Source organism: Mesorhizobium sp. P2_E9 (assembly GCF_056403815.1).
This window is the reverse complement of record NZ_JBFUET010000005.1, coordinates 324,976-346,760: the sequence shown is the minus strand read 5'-3', so window position 1 is coordinate 346,760 and position 21,785 is coordinate 324,976. Positions and strand designations below refer to the sequence as shown.

Annotated in this window: 27 protein-coding genes and 1 pseudogene; 11 read left to right on the top strand and 17 right to left on the bottom strand. The window is 63.3% G+C overall.

Annotation, left to right across the window (positions count from 1 at the left end; genetic code table 11):
• Window positions 1-194: transposase (locus tag AC1D05_RS11970; RefSeq protein WP_477438159.1), on the bottom strand; the 194-nt coding region annotated here is incomplete at its 3' end.
• Window positions 195-542: 348 nt separating this feature from the next.
• Here AC1D05_RS11970 and AC1D05_RS11965 point away from each other — a divergent pair.
• Window positions 543-944 carry a hypothetical protein gene (locus AC1D05_RS11965; protein WP_095787997.1) on the top strand — a complete coding sequence of 134 codons (402 nt, stop codon included), beginning with the start codon at window positions 543-545 and terminating at the stop codon, window positions 942-944.
• Between the two features lie 9 nt (window positions 945-953).
• On the opposite strand, the gene AC1D05_RS11960 is transcribed toward AC1D05_RS11965, so the two are convergent.
• From AC1D05_RS11960 to AC1D05_RS11950, 3 genes are all read right to left on the bottom strand, one after another.
• Window positions 954-1,385, bottom strand: coding sequence for a GlcG/HbpS family heme-binding protein (locus AC1D05_RS11960; RefSeq protein WP_477440917.1), 432 nt, complete (start codon window positions 1,383-1,385; stop codon window positions 954-956).
• A gap of 166 nt (window positions 1,386-1,551) precedes the next feature.
• A complete protein-coding gene (locus tag AC1D05_RS11955; protein ID WP_477440916.1) occupies window positions 1,552-1,785 on the bottom strand; it encodes a hypothetical protein in 234 nt (77 codons plus the stop codon).
• A gap of 76 nt (window positions 1,786-1,861) precedes the next feature.
• On the bottom strand, window positions 1,862-2,383 hold the full coding sequence (locus AC1D05_RS11950; protein ID WP_477440915.1) for a winged helix-turn-helix transcriptional regulator: 522 nt from the start codon (window positions 2,381-2,383) through the stop codon (window positions 1,862-1,864).
• A 94-nt stretch (window positions 2,384-2,477) separates the two neighbouring features.
• Here AC1D05_RS11950 and AC1D05_RS11945 point away from each other — a divergent pair, with 94 nt between their 5' ends.
• From AC1D05_RS11945 to AC1D05_RS11930, 4 genes and pseudogenes are all read left to right on the top strand, one after another.
• Complete coding sequence (locus AC1D05_RS11945) at window positions 2,478-3,314, top strand: alpha/beta fold hydrolase (RefSeq protein WP_477440914.1); 837 nt, start codon at window positions 2,478-2,480, stop codon at window positions 3,312-3,314.
• Between the two features lie 122 nt (window positions 3,315-3,436).
• On the top strand, window positions 3,437-4,093 hold the full coding sequence (locus AC1D05_RS11940; RefSeq protein WP_477440913.1) for a glutathione S-transferase family protein: 657 nt from the start codon (window positions 3,437-3,439) through the stop codon (window positions 4,091-4,093).
• 5 nt (window positions 4,094-4,098) lie between these two features.
• A pseudogene (locus tag AC1D05_RS11935) lies at window positions 4,099-4,435 on the top strand (ArsR/SmtB family transcription factor).
• 11 nt (window positions 4,436-4,446) lie between these two features.
• Window positions 4,447-4,911 (top strand): SRPBCC family protein, encoded by a 465-nt coding sequence (locus AC1D05_RS11930; protein WP_477440912.1) that lies wholly within the window; start codon window positions 4,447-4,449, stop codon window positions 4,909-4,911.
• Window positions 4,912-4,942: 31 nt separating this feature from the next.
• Here AC1D05_RS11930 and AC1D05_RS11925 read toward each other — a convergent pair whose 3' ends face one another.
• The 3 genes from AC1D05_RS11925 to AC1D05_RS11915 form a co-directional block, all read right to left on the bottom strand.
• A complete protein-coding gene (locus tag AC1D05_RS11925) occupies window positions 4,943-5,206 on the bottom strand; it encodes an ArsR/SmtB family transcription factor (RefSeq protein ID WP_477440911.1) in 264 nt (87 codons plus the stop codon).
• Window positions 5,207-5,237: 31 nt separating this feature from the next.
• Window positions 5,238-6,485, bottom strand: a complete 1,248-nt coding sequence (locus AC1D05_RS11920) for an MFS transporter (protein ID WP_477440910.1) — start codon at window positions 6,483-6,485, stop codon at window positions 5,238-5,240.
• Window positions 6,486-6,575: 90 nt separating this feature from the next.
• On the bottom strand, window positions 6,576-6,770 hold the full coding sequence (locus AC1D05_RS11915; RefSeq protein ID WP_027059123.1) for a DUF1192 domain-containing protein: 195 nt from the start codon (window positions 6,768-6,770) through the stop codon (window positions 6,576-6,578).
• 122 nt (window positions 6,771-6,892) lie between these two features.
• Between AC1D05_RS11915 and AC1D05_RS11910 the strand changes: the two genes are divergently transcribed.
• The 4 genes from AC1D05_RS11910 (at window position 6,893) to AC1D05_RS11895 (ending at window position 10,683) form a co-directional block, all read left to right on the top strand.
• A complete protein-coding gene (locus AC1D05_RS11910) occupies window positions 6,893-7,903 on the top strand; it encodes an NAD(P)H-quinone oxidoreductase (protein ID WP_477440909.1) in 1,011 nt (336 codons plus the stop codon).
• 323 nt (window positions 7,904-8,226) lie between these two features.
• A complete protein-coding gene (locus AC1D05_RS11905; protein WP_081850349.1) occupies window positions 8,227-8,367 on the top strand; it encodes a DUF1127 domain-containing protein in 141 nt (46 codons plus the stop codon).
• A 355-nt stretch (window positions 8,368-8,722) separates the two neighbouring features.
• The gene (locus tag AC1D05_RS11900) at window positions 8,723-9,805 is read left to right on the top strand and encodes a helix-turn-helix transcriptional regulator (RefSeq protein ID WP_477440928.1); all 1,083 of its coding nucleotides are present in this window, start codon (window positions 8,723-8,725) and stop codon (window positions 9,803-9,805) included.
• Between the two features lie 182 nt (window positions 9,806-9,987).
• Window positions 9,988-10,683 carry a DUF1013 domain-containing protein gene (locus AC1D05_RS11895; RefSeq protein ID WP_258588939.1) on the top strand — a complete coding sequence of 232 codons (696 nt, stop codon included), beginning with the start codon at window positions 9,988-9,990 and terminating at the stop codon, window positions 10,681-10,683.
• Window positions 10,684-10,745: 62 nt separating this feature from the next.
• Here AC1D05_RS11895 and AC1D05_RS11890 read toward each other — a convergent pair whose 3' ends face one another.
• The 4 genes from AC1D05_RS11890 to AC1D05_RS11875 form a co-directional block, all read right to left on the bottom strand.
• On the bottom strand, window positions 10,746-11,465 hold the full coding sequence (locus AC1D05_RS11890) for a helix-turn-helix transcriptional regulator (protein WP_027041910.1): 720 nt from the start codon (window positions 11,463-11,465) through the stop codon (window positions 10,746-10,748).
• A 72-nt stretch (window positions 11,466-11,537) separates the two neighbouring features.
• Window positions 11,538-11,945 (bottom strand): hypothetical protein, encoded by a 408-nt coding sequence (locus AC1D05_RS11885; protein ID WP_477440908.1) that lies wholly within the window; start codon window positions 11,943-11,945, stop codon window positions 11,538-11,540.
• Window positions 11,946-12,019: 74 nt separating this feature from the next.
• Window positions 12,020-12,610: a DJ-1/PfpI family protein gene (locus tag AC1D05_RS11880; RefSeq protein ID WP_477440907.1), complete on the bottom strand. Its 591-nt coding sequence runs from the start codon at window positions 12,608-12,610 to the stop codon at window positions 12,020-12,022.
• Between the two features lie 84 nt (window positions 12,611-12,694).
• Window positions 12,695-12,862, bottom strand: coding sequence for a hypothetical protein (locus AC1D05_RS11875; protein ID WP_081850348.1), 168 nt, complete (start codon window positions 12,860-12,862; stop codon window positions 12,695-12,697).
• Window positions 12,863-13,175: 313 nt separating this feature from the next.
• On the opposite strand from AC1D05_RS11875, the gene AC1D05_RS11870 reads away from it, so the two are divergent.
• Together AC1D05_RS11870 and AC1D05_RS11865 are read left to right on the top strand one after the other, a co-directional pair.
• Window positions 13,176-14,129, top strand: coding sequence for a ring-cleaving dioxygenase (locus AC1D05_RS11870; RefSeq protein WP_477440906.1), 954 nt, complete (start codon window positions 13,176-13,178; stop codon window positions 14,127-14,129).
• A 110-nt stretch (window positions 14,130-14,239) separates the two neighbouring features.
• Entirely contained in the window at window positions 14,240-14,401 is a 162-nt protein-coding gene (locus AC1D05_RS11865; protein WP_080512074.1) for a hypothetical protein, read from the top strand.
• Window positions 14,402-14,430: 29 nt separating this feature from the next.
• Here the strand turns inward: AC1D05_RS11865 and AC1D05_RS11860 are convergent, their stop codons facing one another.
• The 6 genes from AC1D05_RS11860 to gap form a co-directional block, all read right to left on the bottom strand.
• A complete protein-coding gene (locus AC1D05_RS11860) occupies window positions 14,431-15,144 on the bottom strand; it encodes an SGNH/GDSL hydrolase family protein (RefSeq protein ID WP_477440905.1) in 714 nt (237 codons plus the stop codon).
• Between the two features lie 101 nt (window positions 15,145-15,245).
• Window positions 15,246-15,965 (bottom strand): DUF899 domain-containing protein, encoded by a 720-nt coding sequence (locus AC1D05_RS11855; protein WP_477440904.1) that lies wholly within the window; start codon window positions 15,963-15,965, stop codon window positions 15,246-15,248.
• Between the two features lie 168 nt (window positions 15,966-16,133).
• The gene (locus tag AC1D05_RS11850; protein ID WP_477440927.1) at window positions 16,134-17,159 is read right to left on the bottom strand and encodes a class I fructose-bisphosphate aldolase; all 1,026 of its coding nucleotides are present in this window, start codon (window positions 17,157-17,159) and stop codon (window positions 16,134-16,136) included.
• Between the two features lie 127 nt (window positions 17,160-17,286).
• The gene (locus tag AC1D05_RS11845; RefSeq protein WP_477440903.1) at window positions 17,287-18,483 is read right to left on the bottom strand and encodes a phosphoglycerate kinase; all 1,197 of its coding nucleotides are present in this window, start codon (window positions 18,481-18,483) and stop codon (window positions 17,287-17,289) included.
• Window positions 18,484-18,639: 156 nt separating this feature from the next.
• Entirely contained in the window at window positions 18,640-20,523 is a 1,884-nt protein-coding gene (locus AC1D05_RS11840) for a potassium/proton antiporter (RefSeq protein ID WP_477440902.1), read from the bottom strand.
• A gap of 196 nt (window positions 20,524-20,719) precedes the next feature.
• Window positions 20,720-21,730 carry a type I glyceraldehyde-3-phosphate dehydrogenase gene (gene gap / locus AC1D05_RS11835; protein WP_477440901.1) on the bottom strand — a complete coding sequence of 337 codons (1,011 nt, stop codon included), beginning with the start codon at window positions 21,728-21,730 and terminating at the stop codon, window positions 20,720-20,722.
• Between the last annotated feature and the right edge of the window lie 55 nt (window positions 21,731-21,785).

The window sequence follows — 21,785 nt, the reverse complement described above, 5'->3', positions numbered from 1 at the left end:
AGAGCCTTGAACATCAAGGTCGGGTCGAGCGGCGGGCGGCCATTGTCGGGGCAATACAGCGGCGCGGTCAGATCGTGGATGAAGGAGAAATCGATCAAACGGTCGATCTTGCGCAACAGGTGATCAGCCGGAACCAACTGATCCAGCGTTACCATCTCGAGCGCGGTCTGTTCAGGGGCGGGTCGCTTCAACATGGCCCAGTGAATCAAAAACCCCCGGCAAATGCCAGGGGTTTGTCAGCAGTCTGAGACCGGCCTCTGGCCGGTCTTTTTGCGTTTGGCGGACCGATGGTTCGCTGCCGAAACTCGGCCAGTCATCACCGTCTCTCCAAGCCTCTGCCATTGATGCCTGCGGCCTCTGTTTGGCAGTCAGAGATCGACCACGCCGGGCCAAATGCCGAGCCGGCGCTATTTCAGCCGGGCAAACCGGCTGACATGGTTGTTGCATTCGGTCTTCGACCGTGTTGGCGGCTTTTTACGAAAAATCTTGACGGCGTGGCTGTGGCGCATTCTACAGAAGGTGCCCCCATATGGAGACGCCAGATGTTCGGTGCCGTCCCGCTTTTGATCGTGCCTTTCATTCTCTACAATCTCGGCCTGCTCGGAATTTTCGGCGGCGGTGATGATCCGTGGGCGAGCGAGATCTTCTCGTTCCGCATGATGTCGGGCGGGGTGTTCTCAATGACGCTCGGCGACCTGATGATATTGATCGGGCTGATCTTCCTGTTCCTCGAAATGGTGAAGTCGGCGCGCACGACCAGCGCCTCGATCATGGACCATCTCCTGTCGACGCTGGTCTTCGTCGCTTTCCTGGTCGAGTTCCTGCTGGTCAAGGGCGCGGCGCATTCCATCTTCTTCACGCTGATGATCATCGCGCTGTTCGATGTGCTGGCCGGGTTCGCGGTGTCGATGCGGTCGGCGAGCCGGGACATCAACCTGAATTAGGCTGACGCCTCAGCCCGGATCGGCGCTGAAGCCGGCGGCCTCGATGCCGGCGATGGCCGCTGCCTCGTCATTATCCGACGTGTCGCCTGATATGCCGACGGCGCCGATCACGGTGCCGGCCTTGTCGCGGATCAGCACGCCGCCGACCACCGGCAGCACGCGTCCGCCCGACACGTCGGAAATGCCGGCGACCAGATGCGGGCGCTCCTTGGCGAAGGCCTCGACCTTGCGCGAGCCCATGCCGATGGCCAACGCGCCATAGGCCTTGCCAGCCGACATTTGCGGGCGCAGGAACGAGGCGCCGTCCTGGCGCTGGAAGGCGACCAGGTGGCCGCCGGCGTCGAGCACCGAGACGCCCAGCGGCTTGAGCTTGAGATCGGCGCCCTTGGCGAAGGCGGCATCGATGATTTGCCTGGCTTTTTCGAGCGGCAGTGCGGTCATGGCAATCTCCTGTTGAAAGAGGCAATCATCGGCGGCCGGCCGGCCGAAGCAATCCCGGTTTCGGTTGAAATTGCTTCTTGTGCAGCGGTGGGATGAAGTGCGGCTGTCTGGATGGCGCCGTCGAACGGCGATAGGCGAGCAACTCGGGTTACCGGAGAGCGGCGCGTTATTTCTTTTTTGCGCGGGCAGGCTTCTTGGCTGGCACTGCCGGCGCGTTGGCAAGGTCGTCGGCTTCCTTGGCGAGGCGGAGCGCCCGCAGCTTGTCGGTCTTGGCCTTGCGGGCGTCGCTCTCGGCGGCATATTCCGCCATTGCCTTCTGGCGGACGGTCGCCGCTTCTTCCTGCTTCTTGAAGCGCAGATCTGCGCGCGCGCGGGCAGCATCCCGAGAGTTCTCAACCAAGACCTTATCCAATCCCGTGAATTGTGGTTTCCGCTTGTTGTAGCAGAGCCGGCCTCTCAACGGGGAAAATAGTTGGTCAGGCAGCCGGGCTGGCGCTGAGGGCCTTGCTGGCGACCACGGCTTCATAGGCAGCCTGCAGGGTCGCGCGGACGGACGGGCCGGACGCTGTATCGAGCGGCGTACCCAGATGCTCATGGCGCAACTCGTCCATGAATTTCTCCCACAGTGGCGGCCCGCCCTTTTCCAAAAGCTCGGCGCGGATCGAGAGTTCCTCGCTGGTCGGCAGCCAGACCCGGCCCCAGGCGCCGAGATGGGCCAGAATCGGCACCAGCGTGATGGCCATCTCGGTCAGGCTGTAGATCGCCTTCTGCTTGTGACTGGGATCGTCGGCCCTGGTCAGCATGCCCAATTCCATCAGCCGTTTCAGCCGGTCGGCGAGGATGTTGGAAGCAATGCCCTCCATCGATCCGTTGAGCAGCTCGCGAAAATGGCGCCTGCCGCCGAAAATCATGTCGCGCAGGATGATCAGGCTCCATCGGTCGCCGAACACTTCCAACGACAGGTTGATCGGACAGCCGGACCGGCGATCGAGGCTCATTCGATTCTCTCCACACAAAACCGGTTGCATTATCGTATCAGTTTTATTATGGTGCAACCGATTGCAAAATGCAATCAGATGAGGAGGCCAAGCAATGACGTCGATCGACCGTCCCGTGATCATATCCGAAGCTTTCGGCGACCCTGAAAATCCCCCGCTGCTGCTGATCATGGGCGCGATGGCCTCGATGCTGTGGTGGCCGAAGGCATTTTGCCGGGAACTTGCCGATGCCGGCCTGTACGTGATCCGCTACGACAATCGCGACACCGGTCGCTCGACCAAATATCCGCCGGGCAAGCCGCCCTACACATTCGACGACATGGCGGACGATGCGATTGGTGTGCTCGACAGCCACGGCATCGGCAAGGCGCATGTCGCCGGCATGTCGATGGGCGGTATGATCGCGCAACTCGTGGCGCTTAAGCATCCCTCCCGCGTCGCGTCGCTGACCGTGATCAGCAGTTCACCGGTGGGGATGGACACCTCGCAACTGCCGCAGACGACCGATGCCTATATCAAGCATTCGGCCGACGGTGGTGATGTCGATTGGGCGGACCGCCGCCAGGTCATCGATTTCATGGTCAGGGATGCCAGGGCGATCGCCAGCACCGCGCATCCGTTCGACGAGGCCGGGATGAGAGCCTTCATCGAACAGGATTACGACCGCTCCGGCGGGTTCCTGAGCGCAACCAATCATTTCTCGCTCAAGGGCGGTGACGCATGGAAGGGCCGCTTGCACGAGATGAAAGCGCCATTGCTGGTCATCCATGGCACATCGGATCCGATCTTTCCGGTCGAACACGGCGAGCTGCTGGCCAAGACGGTCGCCGGCGCGAAACTCCTTCGCGTCGAGGGCGGCGGCCATGAACTGCACCCGCAAGACTGGCCTGCGCTTGAAGCCGCCATCATCGCGCATATCAGGTCCAATTGAGATTTCACGGGTCGGTCTTGACGGAAAGGCCTCATCGCAATAGTTAAGTAAATGCTTCAGTGTTTGTCGGGCGGGCGGACAGCCCCCCGCCCATCGATGAACCAGAAACAGACGAGCAAAGAATGTCCCTGACGCTGCATTTCCATCCGCTGGCCTCCTTCTGCTGGAAGCCGCTGATCGCGCTCTACGAGAACGGCACGGCCTTCAACCCGGTCATTGTCGATCTCGGCGACGAGCAATCGCGCGCGGCCTTCCTCAAGATATCGCCGACCGGCAAGATGCCGGCGCTGCGCGACGATGCGCGCGACCGCACGGTGCTGGAATCGACCATTGTCGTGGAATATCTCAGCGCCCACTATCCGGGGCCGGTCGGACTCGTTCCCGCCGATGTCGACCTCGCGCTGGCGGTCCGCCAAGCCGATCGCTTCTATGATTTCTATGTGCAGGAGCCGATGCAGAAGATCGTCGGCGACCGGCTGCGGCCGCTCGACAAGACCGACCCGTTCGGCGTCGAACAGGCGCGCGGCCAGCTGCGCAATTCCTACGCCATCATCGAACAGGAGATGCAGTCGAAGATCTGGGCGATGGGCGACGCCTTCACCATGGCTGATTGCGCGGCATCCCCGGCGCTCTTCTACGCCAACAAGGTCGAGCCGTTCGGTGACAAATATCCTGCCGTGAGGCGCTATCACGACCGGCTGCTGCAGCGCCCCGCCTTCAGCAGGGTGATCGAGGAGGCGCAGCCCTACTTCAAGTTCTTCCCCTACAATAACGGCTGACCCTGATGCTGCACGATCCCGCCCAGCTCGACCTGATGTTCCAGGCGCTTGCCGATCCGGCGCGGCGGCAGATGGTCGACCGGCTGTCGCGCGGTCCCGCCTCGGTCAGCCAGCTGGCCGAGCCGCTGGCGATGTCGCTGTCGGCCGTCGTCCAGCATCTCAACGTGCTGGAGGCGAGTGGCCTGGTGCGCTCGGAAAAACTGGGCCGCGTGCGCACCTGCCAGATCGAGCCGAAAGCGCTGAGGGCGGCCGAACACTGGATCAACGAGCGGCGCCTCGTCTGGGACGCGCCGGCTGGATCGGCTTGGCGATTTTCTGACGGAAACCAAAGACGAAAACTGAAGGAGTCCATCATGACCGAACTATCCGTCGCCCATTCCACCTTTGTCATCGAGCGTCTCTATCCGGCGGCGCCATCGAAGGTCTTCTTCGCGCTCAGCAATGCAGACGCCAAGCGGCGCTGGTTCACCGATCCCGACAATCCAATGCCAGGCCATTTTGAAATGGACTTTCGCGTCGGCGGCAAGGAGATCAATGCCGGTGGGCCGAAGGATGGTCCGATCCACGTCTATACCGCCATTTATCAGGACATCGTACCGGACCAGCGTATCGTCTATAGCTATGACATGCTGTTCGGCGAAACCCGCATCTCGGTGTCGTTGGCCACCATCGAACTTTTTGCCGAGGGCAAGGGCACACGGCTGGTGCTGACCGAGCAGGGCGCCTTCCTCGATGGCCATGACACATCGTCGACGCGCGAGCATGGAACCGGAGTGCTGCTCGATCTGCTCGGCGCCTTTCTGAACACAAATATTTGAAATAAATCGATGAGGTAGCGACCAGACACGATCAGGCTTCCCAGAATTGATCGAGCCAGATGTTGAGTTTCAGGAAGCCGGCATTGCTTACCGTATAGACGCGCCGCGTGCCTTCAGCCTTGGCGTTGACCAACCCGGCGTCGAGCAACACTTTCAGATGCTGTGATACGGCCGGGCGTGAGACTGGCAGCCCGGCCGCCAATTCGTTGACGGTCTTCGGACCGCGTCGAAGTTCTTCCAGAAGGTGGCGCCGATTGGGGTCGGCGATCGCCAAGAAGGCGTCGGAAAACATCATGCCTCATTTGTGAGGCAAAGTTTTTCAAATCTCAACTGTCTGCTTCTGCTTTTCTTCTTGGGTCGAGCCGCAATGCTTCCGGGGTGACGGAGCGGTCGGCCGGTTGCGTCTTGAACGCATCGCGATCTCCGATAGGCACCGGAGCGCGGCGGCTGATGCGCAGCAGCGTGTAGCCGGCCAGCGACAGATGCGCGAAGGCGGTCGCCAGGAACAGGCCCTCCGGACGCATCCAGCCCATCAGCGCGGCCGCCAGCAAAGGGCCGATCATGGTGCCGAAGCCGTAAAGCAACAGCAAGCCGCCCGACACCTTGACGAAATCCTCCGACCGCGCGTGGTCGTTGGCATGCGCCACGGCGATCGAATAGAGCGTGTAGGCGAAACCGCCGTAGGCGGCGGTCAAGACGATGACGAAGATAGCTGAGCGCGGTTCGAACAGGAAGATCAAGAGGGCTACCAACGCTCCGCCGAAGGCGGCACCGGCCAGCACGAAACGCCGGTCGGTCTTGTCGGAGAGACGCCCGGCCGGCAGCTGCATGGCGGCACCGGCGACGACCACAAGGCTCATCATCAAGGCGATCTCGGCGGTGGAAATGCCGATGCGGGCGCCGTAGACCGCGCCAAGCGTTCCCCAGGCGCCGTTGGCGATGCCGACCAACAGGCAAGCGACCGCCGACACCGGCGAGTTGGCGTAGAGCCCCTTGACGTCGAGCTTGACGTCCTGCAGCGGCTTGGGGAGTGATGCCGAAGAAACCGCGGTCGGGATCAGCGACAGGCAAAACAGGATGCCGGTGATCATGAACAGCGAGGCTGATTTGACGTCGCCGCCGGCGACGATCATCTGTCCGCCCATGATCGAGGCGTAGGTGACCATCATATAGAGGCCGAAGACGGTGCCGCGATTCTCGTTGGTGGCCTTTTCGTTCAGCCAGCTTTCGATGACCATGAAGGCGCCGGCCATGGTGAAGCCGGTGAAGGCGCGCAACAGGATCCAGACATATTCGTCGATGATCAAGCCGGTGAGCAGTGCCACGATGGCGCCCGACGCGGCAAAGGCGCCGAAGGCGCGCACATGCCCGGCGCGGCGCACGAGGCGCGGCGCGAAGAAGCAGCCGGTGACGAAGCCGCCGGCCCAGGCCGTACCCATCAGGCCGAGCGACGCGGTGGAGAAGCCCTCGAGCTGGCCGCGCAGCGGCAACAGCAGTCCGTGCAGCCCCGATGCCGCCAGCAGGAAGGCCGTGCCGCGAAGCAGGGAGAGGATCGGTCTGTAAGATGCGAGCATTTTTTGATCCGGCTGGACTCTGGGAGGGACTCAAGGTCTGAAGACAGTCGCATTCCGGCTTTTCAGCGGCGGGCCGTTACGTCCGTCTGCCTATCCGCGGCGGAACAGCGCCTCGGCGGCTGATTTGGTGTTGTCCTTGGCCTTGAGCTCTGCCTCAAGCCGGGTGATTTCGTCGCGCAGGATGCCGATGCGCTCGGACAGCTCGCCCACGGAGAGCAGCGACAAATCCTGCCCGATCTCGTGCGGACGCGCTTTCTTCTTGGGTTCGTCGTCGAAGATCGCCATCGTTGCTCCTCCTCCGCCACACCAGATTGGCCATTTGCCTGATTTGGCAATGAGCATACATAGGGCAGGGGCGTCGATGCAAACAGCCGGTAAGAATGCGGCGAGGAAAGACGGAAAACTTCATGGCGAGCGGACAGAAAATTCCGGCAACGATGACGGCGATCGCGATCTCGGAGCCGGGTGGCCCACGGGTGCTGAAACCGGAAACGCGCGACGTGCCGCAGCCCGGCCCCGGCGAGATCCTGATCAAGGTGCACGCCGCCGGCGTCAACCGGCCCGACGTGCAGCAGCGCAAGGGCGCCTATCCGCCGCCGCCCGGCGCATCGGACCTGCCGGGCCTCGAAGTATCGGGAGAAGTGGCTGCCCTTGGTGACGAGATATCGCGCTGGCGCATTGGCGACCGGGTCTGCGCGCTGACCCCGGGCGGCGGCTATGCCGAGTATGTCAAGGTTCATAGCGGCAGCGTGCTGCCGCTGCCGGCCGGCTTCACGCACACGGAGGCCGCGGCGGTGCCGGAAAACTATTTCACCGTCTGGCACAATGTGTTCGAACGCGGCGGCCTGAAGAAGGGCGAGACGCTGCTGGTGCATGGCGGCTCGTCCGGCATCGGCACGACGGCGATTCAACTGGCTTCCGTCTTCGGCGCCTATGTGATCACCACCGCCGGCAGCAAGGAGAAATGCGACGCCTGCCTGAAGCTCGGTGCCGACCGGGCGATCAACTATCGCGAGGAGGATTTCGTCACCGCGGTCAAGGAGGCGACGGATGGCAAGGGCGCCAATGTCATCCTCGACATGGTCGGCGGCGACTATGTCCTGCGAAACTACGAGGCGGCGGCCGTCGAGGGCCGCATTGTCCAGATCGCCGTGCAGGCCGGCGCGGTCGCCAGTGCCGATTTTTCCAAGATCATGGTCAAACGGTTGACCCATACGGGTTCGACGCTGCGGCCGCGCACCGTCGAGTTCAAGGCGGCGATCGCATCGGCGCTGGAGGCGCAAGTCTGGCCGCTGCTCGGCACGCGCAAGGTGGCACCTGTCGTGGACATGATTTACCCGCTCTCGGATGCCTGGCGCGCGCATGAGCGGATGGAGGAGGGCGAGCATATAGGCAAGATCGTGCTCGACGTCGGCTAGGACGTGCCGATATTCCGGTGAGGCCGGCCTGCAAATGACGGCTGCCTGCGCTTCCCCGTTCTACTGCGTCGCAGTAGAACTGAGCTCACGTACTTAAGTACGCTGCGCTCCGGTTCTCGGAACCCATCATTTTCGACTCGGCCTGACCGGAATCTCGACACGTCCTGGCCCGGCGCCCTTCGCCACTGCCTACAAGATGAACAGAGGCTTAATGGTGCAATGCAGCATTTGCATCATTGCTATGCAAAATCGGCCGTTCAAGTCCTGATCGATGATCACTATCTGTGCAGCATCGAAACGAACACCCCATCAGGAGGACTACCATGAACCCGATCCGCGCTTTCCGTAACTGGCGCATGTATAACGAGACCGTGCGCGAACTGAACAAGCTCAACGCCCGTCAGCTCAACGATCTCGGCATCAACCGCGGCGACATCGAACGGATCGCCCGCCAGGCGATCTGATTTCAAGCACGACCCGGCCGCACGGCCGGGCATGTTGAGAAGTAGAGCCGTCGCAGACGTTCCCCGTTTCCGGTTCCGAGCCCGCTGGACCTTGTCCAGCGGGTTTTGTCTTTTGCGGATCCAGGCAACTGCCCTGTCAATTCCGGGAGCGCGCGTCTCCTCCGCGTTGCGCAAGACCGGCAACGGGGAAGCTCATCAACGGCGCCGCCGCACGGAACCGTTCTGTGGCATTTTGCTTATCCAAGATTGACCGCGGTGCCTGCCGTGGCATGTTGACGTGGGGGAAGACCAGCCGGCCTGAAGCGCTGATTGTTTGGCTCCGGCAAACATGCTGCCCCGGAAAGGCTTCGTGTCGATGTTCGATGATCTGACGAACAGGATCTATGAGGCGGCCTTCGTGCCGGATCTCTGGCCTGATGTGCTGGAGGACATCGATTCCGTGTCCGGTTCCGTGGGCGGAGCTGTGTTTCTGTTCGGTGACGACCAGCCCGCGCGCGGCAGGGCGATCGAATTCCTGCGGGATCTGCAAAGCGAGTTGCTGGCGAGCGATACGCTGCAGTTTTCGACAGCGGTTTCGCGCATGTGCGCGCTGCAGCCGGCGAGCTTCGTCGATGTCGAGGCGTTCCTGACACCGGAAGAGATCGAGAATGATCCGGTGCGCAAACGGCTTCGCGCCATGGGCATCGGCGCGCATGCCTGCACCGCGATACCGATGCCAAGCGGCGAGCTGGCGATTTTCGTCTTCCAGCGACGGCTCGGTGAAGGCGACTATGATCAAAAGAGCCTGGATGTGCTCGACAGTTTCCGGCCAGCCATGGCGCGCGCCGGCCTGATCGCAGGGCGGCTCGGCCTCGAACGCGCCGAGGGAACGGTTGCCGCCATGACGGCGATGGGCCTGCCGGCGGCCGTCCTGTCGCTGAAAGGGCGGGTGATGGTCGCCAACGCGTTGTTCGACGGCCTGTCCTCCCTGTTCCTGCCCACCGCCTTTGGCGGCATGGCCATTGCCGACGCCGAAGCCAATCGGCTGTTCCAGCAGGCCGTCGTCGCCGCACGCAACGAATTGGAGCCGACGGTTCGCTCCATACCGGTGCAAGGCGTCGACGGCCGGCCGCCGATGGTTCTGCACATGCTGCCCTTGCGCCGTTCGGCGCATGAGATCTTTTCGGGCGCGGACATTCTGGTGGCTGCGACGGTGCTCAGCGCCAGTTCGCTCGTGCCTTCGCCAACGCTGGTTGCCGGATTGTTCGATCTGACGCCGGCCGAAGCGCGCCTGGCCACGGCACTGTCACAAGGCCATGCGCTCAAGGCCGCGGCAGTCAGTTCCAACATCACCGAGAAAACCGCCCGGACCTATCTGGAGCGAATATTCGCCAAGACCGGGACACGCCAGCAAAGCCAGCTCGTGGCCCTGCTCAAAAGCGCCGGCCCCTTTGGCTGACGTCGCCGACCGTCAGGGCATTCGAGTGCGCTTGCCGGTTGTGAAAGTATCGGGCCGCCGGGCCTTTCCAAAAACGTTGCGAAACAGGCAGGGAACGGTTATACAGGCCGCGAATTTCCCATTTTGGTGGCTCTAAACCACCGCCCGCGCGGGAACGCGGGCGAACGAGAAGGATTTCTAGAATGGCCAATACGCTGCTGATGCCCAAGGCGACCGCCGTCTGGCTGGTCGACAACACCGCGCTGTCCTTCGAGCAGATCGCACAGTTCTGCGGGCTGCATCCGCTTGAGGTCAAGGCGATCGCCGACGGCGAATCGGCGCAAGGCATCAAGGGCATGGACCCGATCATGACCGGCCAGCTGACCCGCGACGAGATCGCGCGCGCCGAGAAAGACCCGAACCAGCGCCTGAAGCTTTCCGACCCCAAGGTGCGGGTGCCTGAATCCAAGCGCAAGGGTCCCCGCTACACGCCGCTGTCGAAGCGTCAGGACCGGCCGAATGCCATCCTGTGGCTGGTGCGCAACCATCCCGAACTCAAGGACGCGCAGATTTCGCGTCTCGTTGGCACCACCAAGTCGACGATCGAGCAGATCCGCGAACGCAAGCACTGGAATTCGGCCAATCTGCAGCCGATGGATCCGGTGACGCTGGGCCTCGCTTCGCAGATCGACCTCGACATGGAAGTCAACCGCGCCTCGCGCGGCCGCGAACAGGCGCAGCCGGTCGGCGACACGCTGCTGCCGGCGGCCCTGACCGAGCGGCTGGTGCCGGCTCCGGAAAAGCCGAAGGACGAGGATGCCGAGCTCGACGCCAACGCGGTGTTCGCCAAGCTCTCGGCCTTGAAGTCGAAGAACACGGACACGGACGACGACGAGTAAGATTGTCGCGAACTCAAGAAAAAGCCCGCTTCGAGCGGGCTTTTTTGTGCGGTCTGATCGGCTCAGCTTCGCGCCACGCGGTCCGGCGCCATGCCGTAATCCTCGCTGCGTTCCACCGCCCGGTAGAAATCGGCAAGCTGCTTGCCGCGCTCCGGTTTGAAGATGCGGCCGGCGATCACCACCGAGGCGATGCGGTCGATGCGGAAGGCGCGGAAGTCGTCGCGCATCTCGCACCAGGCGACCAGCGTCCACACCTTGCCCCAGAACCACAGGCCGAGCGGCCTGATGTCGCGCGCGGTGCCGCGGCCGGCCTCGTCTGAGTAATCGATGGTCAGCACCTGGCGCTTTTCAACCGCACGCTCGATCAGGTCGATCGCCTCGCGGGCGGCGTCGCTGACCACCCACATCGGCGTGTGGATCTCGGTGCGGGCGATGCGGTCCTTTTCGGCATCGGGCAGCACGGCGCCGATCTTGACCAGCGCCTCGTCGGCGGCGCGTGCCATGGCGGCGCCGCCAAAGGCGCGCACCATGCGGGCGCCGGCAACCAGCGCCACGATCTCGTCACGCGTGAACATCAGCGGCGGAAGGTCGAAGCCCTCCCTCATCATGTAACCGACGCCGGCCTCGCCGTCGATCGGCACTCCGGTCGACTGCAGGTCGGCTATGTCGCGATAGATCGTCCGCTCGGAAACCTCGAGCCACGTACCGAGCTTCTGGGCGGTGACCAGACGGCCACCCCGCAGATGCTGCACGATCTGAAAGAGCCTGTCGGCGCGGCGCATCGTTTGCTTCCCCAGTTTTTTCTTTATGCATGCCGTGGTCCCGGAACTGGGCCCACTTCCAGATGACATGCATTACGGTTTCAGTCCTTCGCGCTTGCGCTGGGCGGCAACGAACTCCGCGCCAAAGGACAGTTTCTTCGTTGTCGGCGTCTTCGCATCGAGCACGCGCCAGAAGGGCGCGACGTCGCTCAGCGTCATGCCGCGCTCAAGGTCTTCCTTGGCGGCTTCGGCAACCGTGCGCAGATGATAGCCGATAGTGACCGGACATGTCACTTCGGCGCCGTGTTCGATGGCAAGGGCAGTGCGCAACGCACGGATATCCATCTCGACGCCTTGCGGAATTGAGCGGATGAAATCGTCGACCTGGCGAGCCGTCGGCACCAGCATCGGCTGACCCTCGATGACATCTCCCATCGTGTGCGGCGTTGGCTTGACGCCATTGATGCCCGGTGTGTTCAGCCTGTCGTTCCAACTCTTCATCGATCGTCCTTTCGACCATCGACATGCGGTATCTCGATCTCGCACCATTGCACGCCCCTCCTGACAGCATACTGTCAGGAGGCTTCAGCATATTCCTTGGCAAACAGGGTCCGCATCTGCGCGAGATCGCTGCCTCTTTCGGGATAGAGCGTCTTCAAAAAGGCAAGGGCAAAGGTGCCAGGCGCCGAGCCCGGCGCGGACACGATCTTGCCGTCGGCGACGGCATGCGGCACGTCCTGATAGTTGCTGTCGCCGGCATAGCCGGCTTCATGGCCGTTGATCCAGTCACGGCCATTGCTGGTATGGCTGGCTTCTTCGAACATGCCGGCCCGGGCCAGCGCCAGCGTGCCGGCGCAGATACCGCCGACGACGCCACCGCGTGTTGCAACGGCGTTGAGCAGTTCGGCGACATCCGGCGGCGCCTTGCCCGCCCACTGATCGGAGCCGATGACGGCGACTGCATCGAGATCGGCATTCTCATCAACATCGGCCGAACGATCGGGTGTCAGTCGAAAACCGCTGATCCCGGTCACCGGCTTGCCCTGGGGTGTCAAGGAGACGGCGCGGGCGCCGAACCATTCAACCGCCGAGGCCGCCAGCAAGCCGTATTCCCAGTCGGCAAAACCTTCGATGAAAAGGAAGCCGATTGTCTTCTGATCGGGCATAAGCTCGCTCCATCCCTCGGCGCGCCGTACCCATATCTGGGCATTGGCGCGTCCATGTCCAATATCGACGTCGAAAAATTCGCCTCAATTGCCGCGGGAGCGACGTTCCGAATACATGTCGGGCCAGCCGATATCCTTGCGGATGTCCGCGGGAAGTGAGTTCATGAAGCGTTGCGTGCGGATTTCGTTGCGCATGGTGCGAACCTTGCCGACATAGTGCTGCATGCCGCGCAGAATGGTGTAACCGTTCATGACCAGTCTCCTCTCTCTCTTGATGGAGACACTATCGCACACCCCTCCTGACAGCAGTCTGTCAGGAGGGTGTCAGGCACTCGACGATAGTTTCGTTCGATGCGTCTGCCCAGGGAGAGCATTGTTTTCCGCCGCCATCGTGCCTTGCCGCAGCAAGTCTTCGGGGCGCCGATTGTTCACCAGACGGATGACGGTGAAGACAAAATTGTTCACCGCATGACGACGGACTGTCAGGGTGGGCGGCCTTTAGTGAGGTGCTCGCAGTTCTGATATGAAAGGAGAAAATTCTTTCCCCAAAAACAGGGAGACGACCATGAGCCTGCAACTGACAGGAATCCACCATCTGACCGCCATCACCGCCAATGCGCCCGGTAATCTTCACTTCTACACGAAGGTTCTGGGCTTGCGGCTGGTCAAGAAGACGGTGAACCAGGACGACACATCGGCCTACCACCTCTTCTATGCCGACGGCGAAGCGACGCCAGGCACCGACCTTACCTTCTTCGACTGGCCGGTTGGCCGCGAGCGGCGCGGCACAAACAGCATCGCGCGGACCAGCCTCAGGGTCGGCAGCCCGGAAAGCCTTGCCTGGTGGAAACAGCACCTGAACGGCGAGAACATCGCAACGAGTGAGATTGCCGACGTTGGCGGCTACCTGTCGCTTGACTTCGAAGACCCCGAAGGCCAGCGCCTGCGGCTGGTCAGCGATGGCGGCAAGGGCGGCAGCCATCCCTGGACGCAGAGCCCGGTGCCGGCCGAGCACCAGATCCGGGGGCTCGGGCCGATCGTCATCAGTGTTCCCGACATCACCAACACCGAGGCGGTGCTGACCCGGGTGATGAACATGCGCAAGGTCCGCGACTACGCTTCACCGGATGGCGAGGGCCAGGTCCATGTCTTCGAAATGGGTGCGGGTGGGCCGGCAGCCGAGCTTCATGTCGCCGTGCAGCCCGGGCTGGCGCCCGCAAGGCAAGGCGCCGGTGCGGTTCATCATGTCGCCTTCAGGGCGCCGGACCAGGAGACGTTGCATCTGTGGACCGCCCGCCTGGTCGAATTCCGGCTGCCGTCGAGCGGCGAGGTCGAGCGCTATTACTTCCGCTCGCTCTATTTCCGCGAGCCGAACGGCATCCTGTTCGAGATCGCCACCGACGGGCCGGGGTTCACCGCCGACGAGCCGCTGGAGACGCTGGGCGAAAGCCTTGCCCTGCCGCCGTTCCTCGAAGCAAAGCGCGCCTCGATCGAAGCCGGCCTCAAGCCGCTGAAGTAGAACGCCCTCCAGCGGGCGCCACGCTCCGATTCAGGAACGCGGCGCCCGTTCTTTCTCAGAGACTAAACGACACGCTTTGACAGCCGGCCGCGTTGCTGGTCAAAGGCGGCATGACGAAACTCCTCGCCCTTGTCATCGTCGGCTTCATGGTCATCCAGCTGATCAAACCGATCGGCTGGCCCGGGCTGAAGCGCCGCGGCGATTTCTGGAAGCTGGCGCTGCTGGCGATGGCGGCGATCTCGCTTGCGGCCGTGCTCGGGCATCTGACATAGCCCGCCTCAAACAGTGCTGCTGCGCAAGGTCAGCCGGCAAGCACCTGGCCGACGAGATGTTCCGCCCAGGCCCGGTAACCGGCCTCCGAGGCGTGAAACCCGTCGGAGGCAAAGCCGGCCTCCGGGTTGGTGATGGGCAGGCGCGGCGCCGGCACCGCGCCGCGCTCCAGGCACAGCCGTTCACCCATCCGGTTCATTGCGGTGGCGCGGATTTCGAGGATCTTGCCGAGCAGCGGCGGCATGGCAGGCGCGCGGGTGAACTCCAGCACCGGTGACCACACCACCCGCGCTTCTGGCCATTTGGCACGCAGCGCGTAGAGCAGGCCGCCGAACTCCTTCTTGAAGCGCGGCACGGAATGAAAATTCTTGGTGTCGTTGGTGCCGATGGCCAGCACGATATGCGTCCATGGATCGGCCGACAGATTGGGCAGGACATGGTCGCGGATCTGGCCCGACGTCGCCGAATTGAAGCCGGCGGCGCGCCAGCGCACGGCGCGGCTGGTACGCTGCGAGATCAGCACGGCGAGTTGCGCGGCAAGCCCGTTCTCCGAATTGCCGATGCCGACCGAGGCGGCGGAGGAATCGCCCAGCACCAGCAGCGAGATATCAGGCGCCTCGCCTGATATCTCGTGCATGACCGGCCCCTGCGCCGGCAGCATGCGCGTGGTGCGGCGGCGCACGCCGAGCCCTTGCCAGACATAGACGGGAAAGGCGAGCCAGGTGAGCAGGGCGGGGAAGCGCATGGCAGTACCGTGGAATGATCTGCGGCAGGCTTAGCGCATGTTTGGGCCGAGGTGAACGGATCGTTGCACAGCCGGCCGGTGCCCCGAGGGCAAGCGCCGTCTCATTGCGACCTGTTTCCATATTCGTCGTGCAGCCGCACCCAGTCCATGAAGGTCCCGTAAGGACCGGGTTCGTCACGGCCTTTCGGTGCAATGTCGAGATACTGATAGGCGCCGATGAATTGCTCGCTGCCGCGGGCGCGTGACATGAAGGTCAGGAAGATGTCACTGGTTTCGCTCTTGTGGAAGACAGTGGTGCCGGGCAGGTCTTTCGACGTCAGCACCGGCGTTTCGAAATTGTAGACCGCTTCGCCAGATGCAAGCTGCTTGTCGGTGAAGGACACCTGCATATCGAAATTGAAGTCCGAGGCATAAGAAGACACCCAGTCGAATTTCCAACCCATGCGCTGCTTGTAGGGCAGCAATTCGGCGAGCGGCGCCCGTGACACGGCGACAAGCGATACGTCATGATGCCTGAGATGCTGGTTGGCGCCGTCCATATGGTCGGCGACGAAGGCACAGCTTTCGCAGTGATGATTGGAGCCCGGCGCGAACACGAAGTGGTAGACGATCAACTGGCTGTGGGCACCAAACAGGTCGGCCAGTCTCTTCGGCCCTTGTTCGGTCTCGAAAACATAGTCCTTCCTGATCTTCAGCCAGGGCAGTTCACGCCGTTCGGCCGCGATGCGTTCGCGTAGCCGCGTCAGTTCCTTCTCGCGCGCCAGATGCGCCTTGTGCGCCTGGAACCAGTCTTCGCGTGAAACAACCTTGTTGCGATGCATGAACCTCTCCCTGTCTCTCATCCCAAGGACGTTCGGGATGGGCGCAAACCGACATCGCCGCCGGCAACGCCCAGAGGAAATAGGAATGAGGAGGTCTCCGCCCAAATCCGCGGGCAACAAAAACCCGGGCGCACTGGCCCGGGTTCGTAGAAGACGAAAGAATTGTGTTCAGGCGGCCTGTTCGAGGCTCGCTTTCCATTTTCCGAGCGCGGCCAGATAATTCATGTGGGCGCGATGGGTGAAGGCGGCCTGACCGGCGGCAATGTTCGACGCCTTGCCGCTCCAAGCCTTTTGCGGGGCGGCCTGCAGCGCGCGGCCATAGGAGAAGGTCAGCTTCCATGGGTGAGGGCCGATGGCGTTGATGGCGTTGAGGTTGGCGGTCGCCTCCTCGTCCTCCTGGCCGCCGGAGAGGAAGGCGATGCCCGGCACCGCCGCCGGCACCGTCTCGCGGAACAGCTTTATGGTCATCTCGGCGACCTTTTCGGGGCTGTCCACGGTGTCCGACTTCTTGCCCGACAGGACCATGTTGGGCTTCAGAATCGTGCCTTCGAGCACGACGCCGGCCGCATGGAGTTCATCATAAAGCTTGATCAGCGTCGCCTTGGAAACCTCGTAGCAGGTGTCGATGTCGTGGGCGCCGTCCATCAGCACTTCCGGCTCGACGATCGGCACGATGCCGGCTTCCTGGCAAAGCGCGGCATAGCGGGCGAGCGCATGGGTGTTCGAGTTGATCGAATTGACCGAGGGCACGCCCTTGGTCGTGTCGATGTCGATCACCGCGCGCCATTTGGCGAAGCGGGCGCCAAGTTTGTAATAGTCGGCAAGCCGTTCGCGCAGGCCGTCGAGGCCCTCGGTGATGGTGTCGCCGGGAAAGCCGGCCAGAGGCTTGGCGCCGGCATCGACCTTGATGCCGGGGATGGCGCCTGATGCCTTGATGATGTCGACCAGCGGCGTGCCGTCGGCGGCCTTCTGGCGGATGGTCTCGTCATAGAGGATGACGCCGGAAATATACTTGGTCATCGCGTCCTTGGCGCGGAACATCATCTCGCGATAGTCGCGGCGACTGTCGGCGGTCGATTCGACGCCGATGACGTCGAAGCGCTTCTTGATGGTGCCGGAACTTTCGTCGGCGGCCAGCAGGCCCTTGCCGTTGGCCACGATCGCGGCGGCAATGTCTTCGAGACGTTCGCTCATCATGCTTCTCCTGGAGGGGTTCGTTCCGCGCTTAACGGAAGTCTACCGCCAAAGGAATGGCATCGGAAAGCTCGAATCGATTGAAAGTTTCGGGCGCTGTCCGCCGCGTCGTCGATCCCGCCGGGGCCTACTTCTTCAGCACGTCGACGCCGGGCAGCGGCTTGCCTTCCATCCATTCCAGGAAGGCGCCGCCGGCGGTCGAGACATAGGTGAAGTCGTCGGCGACACCGGCGTGGTTGAGAGCCGCCACCGTATCGCCGCCACCGGCAACGGAAACCAGCTTGCCGGCCTTGGTGCGCGCGGCGGCGTGTTTTGCCGCGGCCACCGTGGCGTGATCGAACGGCTCGATCTCGAAGGCGCCGAGCGGGCCGTTCCAGACCAGCGTCGCGGCGCGGTCGATCCATTCGCCGATCGTCGTCACGGTCTTGGCGCCGACATCGAGGATCATGCCGTCGGCCGGCACGTCGGAGATGGCGACCGTCTCGCAGGCAGCGCCGGCCTTGAACTCCTTGGCGACGACGCCGTCGACCGGCAGGATGATGGCGCAGCCGGCCTCGGCCGCCTCGATCATGATTTGCTTGGCGGTGGCGGCCAAATCATGTTCGCACAGCGACTTGCCGACATCGGTGCCGCGCGCGGCCAGAAAAGTGTTGGCCATGCCGCCGCCGATGACCAGTGCGTCGACCTTCTTCACCAGGTTCATCAACAGGTCGATCTTGGTCGAGACCTTGGCGCCGCCGACGATGGCGACGACCGGACGGACCGGGTTGCCCAGGCCCTTCTCCAGCGCTTCGAGCTCGGCCTGCATGGTGCGGCCGGCAAAGGACGGCAACAGACGCGCCAGCCCTTCGGTCGAGGAATGGGCACGGTGGGCGGCCGAAAAGGCATCGTTGACGAAGATGTCGCCATTGGCGGCGAGCCGTTCGGTGAAGGCCGGGTCGTTCTTCTCCTCGGCCTTGTAGAAGCGGGTGTTTTCCAAGAGCAGCACGTCGCCCTTGTCCATGGCGGCGACAGCACTTCCCGCCGTGTCGCCGACGCAATCGGCGGCAAAGCCGACGGGACGGCCGAGCACCTGCGCTGTCGCCTTGGCGATCGGCTCGAGCGAGAATTCGGGCGAGGGGCCATCCTTGGGCCGGCCGAAATGGGCGAGCAGGATGACCTTGGCGCCCTTGCCGGACAATTCGGCGATGGTGGGCGCGATGCGCTCGATGCGGGTGGCGTCGGTGACCTTGCCGTCGGCGACGGGAACGTTGAGGTCGACGCGCACCAGCACACGCTTGCCGCTGATGTTGCCGATATCGTCCAGTGTCTTGAAGGCGGCCATGCGGGTTCCTTTCGCGAAAAATCGCCGGGACCATACCCCGCGCCAACGACGATGCAAGGCATTGGCTGCGGCGCGGTGCGAAATTTTGCAGCGGGCGGGGACATAGTGCGTGAAGATCGTGCCGTGCGGATGGGTCGAGGCAAACGATCGCCTTTGTCAACTCCCGGTCGTTGCCTTTTCAACCGGCGGTTCAGGGGGAGCATCCGCCCGAGCCGCTTCTACCTGCGTCTCGGTCGGCTTGCGCCAGTTGCGGATGAAGGCACTGAGGCGGTCGCCCATCTCGCCGGCGCTGAGGAACACCGGCACCCGCGCCACCGGCGCGGTCGGCTCGAAGGAGAGGCCGAGGCCCATGATCCTGCCCTTGTCGTCGACATCCCTGACGATCAGCTCGATCTGGCCGATCAGAACGCGATCGGCATATTCGGCATGGCCGCCAAGCCGCGCCGTGACCAGAGCGCCGACGGTCTGCTTCTGCTCCGCCTCGGTCAGGCCCGGTGCGTAAGCCGCCTCTAGTTCGGCGGCGGAGCGTGCCGGGTCGACGGCGAAGGCGCCGAAGAAATCAGCATCTTCCGGGTCGACCACCGCGCGGCTGGCGAACAGCTTGTCGAGCAGGCGCGGATAGCGGTCCGGCACGAAGATGTAGACCTGATCGCCGGCGGCCAGCCGACCCATGTCCTGGAAGCGCATCGAGCGGCCGTCGCGCAGCACCAGCGATGGTCGTGCCCAGCGCGGGATGCGCTCGCCGCGCGCCACCGGGCTGCCGTGCGCCACGCGATAGGCGAGAAGCTCGTGGTGGGCGGAGCCGGGCAGTTCAAGCTCGACCTTGTCCAGCGGCCCCAGCCGCGCCGGCACGATCAGGCCGAGGCGACGCGCCAGTGGGCCGACGGTCCAGCCCTGGATGACCAGCGACACCAGGACGATGATGAAGGCGGTATTGAAGATGACACGGCCGTTCTCCAGCCCGCCGAGCAGCGGGGTGATGGCGAGCAGGATCGAGACGGCGCCGCGCAGGCCGACCCAGGAGACGAAGGCGACTTCGGGGCGCGGCAGGCGGAACGGGATCAGGCAGAGCCAGACCGCGATCGGCCGCGCGACAAACATCAGGAACAGGCCAAGCGCTATCGCCGGCACCATGATGGCCGGAAACTGCGAGGGTGTCGCGAACAGGCCAAGGATCAGGAACATGATGATCTGCGCCAGCCACGACATGCCGTCCTGGAAGCGCTTGAGGATGGTGACGGCGCGGATGTCGGAATTGCCGGCAATGAGACCGGCGATATAGACCGCCAGGAAGCCCGAGCCGCCAATGGCGCCGGCGGCGGCAAAGACCATCAGCGACAGGGTCAGCACGAAAATCGGCAGCAGGCCATGGTCGAGATTGAGCCGGTCGACAAGACGCACGATGGCGAGGCCGCCGAGCACGCCGACAATGGCGCCGACGCCCATATTGACGAGGAAGCCGAGGATCAGGTTGGTGACCAGGACATTGGTTTCGGGGTTGGCGTGGGCGGCGATGATCTCGACCAGCGTGATGGTCAGGAAGATGGCGATCGGGTCGTTGGTGCCGGATTCCACCTCGAGCGTCGAGCGCACGCGCTCGCGCAGATTGATTTCGCCGGCACGCAGCAGGAAGAACACCGCGGCCGCGTCGGTCGAAGCGACGGCGGCGCCGAGCAGGAAGGATTCCAGCCAGGTCAGGTCGAGCAGGTAGTGAGCGGCGGCGCCGAACAGGCCGGTGGTGATAAGGACGCCGAAGGTTGCCAGCGACAGGGCCGGCCCCGCCGCTTGCCGCAGCGCGTTGAGCGGCGTGCCGAAACCGGAATCGAACAGGATGACGGCCAGCGCCAGTGAGCCGGCAAAATAGGCGATGCGGGCATTGTCGAATTCGATGCCGAGGCCGTCGGTTCCGGTGGCGAGGCCAATGCAGAGAAACAGAAGCAGGAGAGGGGCGCCGAAGCGGAAAGCGATCAGGCTCGAAAACGCGGCGGCGACAACGAGCGCCGTGCCGACCAGCGTGACGAGATAGATCGCATGCTCCATCCGTGATTTGCCCCTCGAATTCCTCTTTCTATCGATTTACGGGAGAGTGGGGCGAAGGCATGGCCAGTGCAAGGCGCTAGGGTGGTTTTTTGCACTATGCCGGCGATTTCGGACGGTCCAGCGTTGCTGCTCCGGCAAATGAAAAACGCCCGGACGAAGCCGGGCGTTTCAAGTCTCGAGAAGGTAGAGTCTTCGATCAGGCGATGGTCTTGCCGAAGGCGACCGCGGTGTCGCTCATACGGTTGGAGAAGCCCCATTCATTGTCGTACCAAGACAGCACCGAAACGAAGTTGCCGTCCATGACCTTGGTCTGGTCGAGTGCCATGATCGACGAACGCGGATCGTGGTTGAAATCGATCGAGACGTTCGGGTGATGGGTGACGCCGAGGATGCCCTTCAGTCTGCCGTTGGAGGCGGCGATGACCGCTTCGTTGATTTCCTGGACCGTGGTCGCGCGCTTGGCGATGAACTTGAAGTCGACGACCGAGACGTTCGGGGTTGGCACGCGGATCGAGATGCCGTCGAGCTTGCCCTTGAGGTCGGGGAGCACTAGGCCGATCGCCTTGGCGGCGCCGGTCGAGGTCGGGATCTGCGAAAGGGCCGCGGCGCGGGCGCGGTAGAGATCCTTGTGCATGGTGTCCAGCGTCGGCTGGTCGCCGGTGTAGGAGTGGATCGTCGTCATCATGCCTTTTTCGATGCCGACCGTCTCGTGCAGCACGGCGGCCAGCGGCGCCAGGCAGTTGGTGGTGCAGGACGCGTTCGAGATGACGATGTGGTCCTTGGTCAGCTTGTCATGGTTGATGCCGTAGACGACGGTCAGGTCGGCACCGTCGGCCGGTGCCGAGACCAGCACGCGCTTGGCACCGGCGGTCAGGTGCGCGGCGGCCTTGTCGCGAGCGGTGAAGATGCCGGTGCATTCGAGCGCGATGTCGACGCCGAGTTCCTTCCACGGCAGCTGCGTCGGGTCCTTGATCGCGGTGACCTTGAACTTTTCCTTGCCGACGGTGATCTGGTCGCCATCGACGCTCACCTCGTGAGGAAAGCGGCCATGCACGCTGTCGTAGCGCAGCAGATGGGCATTGGTCTCGACCGGGCCGAGATCGTTGACGGCGACGACGTCGATGTCCTTGCGGCCGGATTCATGGATGGCGCGCAGGATGTTGCGGCCGATACGGCCGAATCCGTTGATGGCAACTCTGACGGTCATTTTTCTCTCCCTGGGAGCTGAAAGGCTGACGATGGGTCCGCAGCTTCATAGCGGC

Excerpts from the sequence above, each read along its gene's own strand:
- AC1D05_RS11965 (WP_095787997.1), top strand. The coding sequence starts at position 543 with ATGTTCGGTGCCGTCCCGCTTTTGATCGTGCCTTTCATTCTCTACAAT.
- AC1D05_RS11960 (WP_477440917.1), bottom strand. The coding sequence starts at position 1,385 with ATGACCGCACTGCCGCTCGAAAAAGCCAGGCAAATCATCGATGCCGCC.
- AC1D05_RS11950 (WP_477440915.1), bottom strand. The coding sequence starts at position 2,383 with ATGAGCCTCGATCGCCGGTCCGGCTGTCCGATCAACCTGTCGTTGGAA.
- AC1D05_RS11945 (WP_477440914.1), top strand. The coding sequence starts at position 2,478 with ATGACGTCGATCGACCGTCCCGTGATCATATCCGAAGCTTTCGGCGAC.
- AC1D05_RS11940 (WP_477440913.1), top strand. The coding sequence starts at position 3,437 with ATGTCCCTGACGCTGCATTTCCATCCGCTGGCCTCCTTCTGCTGGAAG.
- AC1D05_RS11930 (WP_477440912.1), top strand. The coding sequence starts at position 4,447 with ATGACCGAACTATCCGTCGCCCATTCCACCTTTGTCATCGAGCGTCTC.
- AC1D05_RS11925 (WP_477440911.1), bottom strand. The coding sequence starts at position 5,206 with ATGATGTTTTCCGACGCCTTCTTGGCGATCGCCGACCCCAATCGGCGC.
- AC1D05_RS11920 (WP_477440910.1), bottom strand. The coding sequence starts at position 6,485 with ATGCTCGCATCTTACAGACCGATCCTCTCCCTGCTTCGCGGCACGGCC.
- AC1D05_RS11915 (WP_027059123.1), bottom strand. The coding sequence starts at position 6,770 with ATGGCGATCTTCGACGACGAACCCAAGAAGAAAGCGCGTCCGCACGAG.
- AC1D05_RS11910 (WP_477440909.1), top strand. The coding sequence starts at position 6,893 with ATGGCGAGCGGACAGAAAATTCCGGCAACGATGACGGCGATCGCGATC.
- AC1D05_RS11905 (WP_081850349.1), top strand. The coding sequence starts at position 8,227 with ATGAACCCGATCCGCGCTTTCCGTAACTGGCGCATGTATAACGAGACC.
- AC1D05_RS11900 (WP_477440928.1), top strand. The coding sequence starts at position 8,723 with ATGTTCGATGATCTGACGAACAGGATCTATGAGGCGGCCTTCGTGCCG.
- AC1D05_RS11895 (WP_258588939.1), top strand. The coding sequence starts at position 9,988 with ATGGCCAATACGCTGCTGATGCCCAAGGCGACCGCCGTCTGGCTGGTC.
- AC1D05_RS11890 (WP_027041910.1), bottom strand. The coding sequence starts at position 11,465 with ATGCGCCGCGCCGACAGGCTCTTTCAGATCGTGCAGCATCTGCGGGGT.
- AC1D05_RS11885 (WP_477440908.1), bottom strand. The coding sequence starts at position 11,945 with ATGAAGAGTTGGAACGACAGGCTGAACACACCGGGCATCAATGGCGTC.
- AC1D05_RS11880 (WP_477440907.1), bottom strand. The coding sequence starts at position 12,610 with ATGCCCGATCAGAAGACAATCGGCTTCCTTTTCATCGAAGGTTTTGCC.
- AC1D05_RS11875 (WP_081850348.1), bottom strand. The coding sequence starts at position 12,862 with ATGAACGGTTACACCATTCTGCGCGGCATGCAGCACTATGTCGGCAAG.
- AC1D05_RS11870 (WP_477440906.1), top strand. The coding sequence starts at position 13,176 with ATGAGCCTGCAACTGACAGGAATCCACCATCTGACCGCCATCACCGCC.
- AC1D05_RS11865 (WP_080512074.1), top strand. The coding sequence starts at position 14,240 with ATGACGAAACTCCTCGCCCTTGTCATCGTCGGCTTCATGGTCATCCAG.
- AC1D05_RS11860 (WP_477440905.1), bottom strand. The coding sequence starts at position 15,144 with ATGCGCTTCCCCGCCCTGCTCACCTGGCTCGCCTTTCCCGTCTATGTC.
- AC1D05_RS11855 (WP_477440904.1), bottom strand. The coding sequence starts at position 15,965 with ATGCATCGCAACAAGGTTGTTTCACGCGAAGACTGGTTCCAGGCGCAC.
- AC1D05_RS11850 (WP_477440927.1), bottom strand. The coding sequence starts at position 17,159 with ATGAGCGAACGTCTCGAAGACATTGCCGCCGCGATCGTGGCCAACGGC.
- AC1D05_RS11845 (WP_477440903.1), bottom strand. The coding sequence starts at position 18,483 with ATGGCCGCCTTCAAGACACTGGACGATATCGGCAACATCAGCGGCAAG.
- AC1D05_RS11840 (WP_477440902.1), bottom strand. The coding sequence starts at position 20,523 with ATGGAGCATGCGATCTATCTCGTCACGCTGGTCGGCACGGCGCTCGTT.
- gap (WP_477440901.1), bottom strand. The coding sequence starts at position 21,730 with ATGACCGTCAGAGTTGCCATCAACGGATTCGGCCGTATCGGCCGCAAC.